Origin of the sequence: Asticcacaulis biprosthecium C19, assembly GCF_000204015.1 — a bacterium.
Lineage (GTDB): Bacteria > Pseudomonadota > Alphaproteobacteria > Caulobacterales > Caulobacteraceae > Asticcacaulis > Asticcacaulis biprosthecius.
Genome location: NZ_GL883077.1, coordinates 2368321 through 2369039 on the forward strand (window position 1 = coordinate 2368321; position 719 = coordinate 2369039).

Consider the following 719-nt stretch of genomic DNA (forward strand, 5'->3'; position numbering starts at 1 on the left):
GCGTATAAATGGGGTGGGCAAGGCAAGGTCAAGGTTCAAGGCTGTTGGTATAAGGGGGCGCGTGGAGCGTCAGGATGCTTTGGCGGATGTGTCTACGCGGAGGCTTGAACCCTGGGGCGAATGATAGTCCGTCAGGGTAAGGTCGAAGTAGCAGCCGATGACGGTATCGTCGGTTGATAACCACTTGACACCTGGCGGAAGGATGACGATCGCGCCGATGGCGTCAACCGCTGTGTCGCGCAAATTTGTGAAGGTGTAAGCGTAGTCGAAGGTTCCGGTCAGTTGGATGACGCCGCCACCGGCTTCCCGGCAGGCCTGCACAGCCTTATCGAGAGCGGATATGCCATCCTGCCCATTTACAAAGTGTAATTCTATTGTCATCCGCCCTGGCCCGCCGTTACGGGACTCGATCTGTACGCCGCGCCGATGCCGTCTGACAAGGTCGGTTTCCTCATTCCTGCGGAAGGTGGTCAGGGTGTTGTTTCCATGCACGTTTTTATCGGAAAACGGGAAGGCCAGAAGCAGGAAGGCTGGGCGGTGGAAGAGGGGGATTTGACCCGCAGACATTCCTGTATCTACGTCGATATTCTGCACGGTTTCGCGCCAAGACATCCCCCCTCCGTCTGCTGCGCTTCGCTGGCAGACACCTCCCCGTATAACGGGGGAGTATGAAAATGGAGAATCCCTCGTTCCGATGTGATGTGTGAATGCGAGAGCCG

Annotated in this window: 1 protein-coding gene; it reads right to left on the reverse strand. The window is 57.0% G+C overall.

Translation table 11 applies throughout. From position 1 onward, the window contains the following. Positions 1 to 69: 69 nt before the first annotated feature. Entirely contained in the window at positions 70 to 612 is a 543-nt protein-coding gene (locus ABI_RS10700; RefSeq protein WP_006272971.1) for a hypothetical protein, read from the reverse strand. Between the last annotated feature and the right edge of the window lie 107 nt (positions 613 to 719).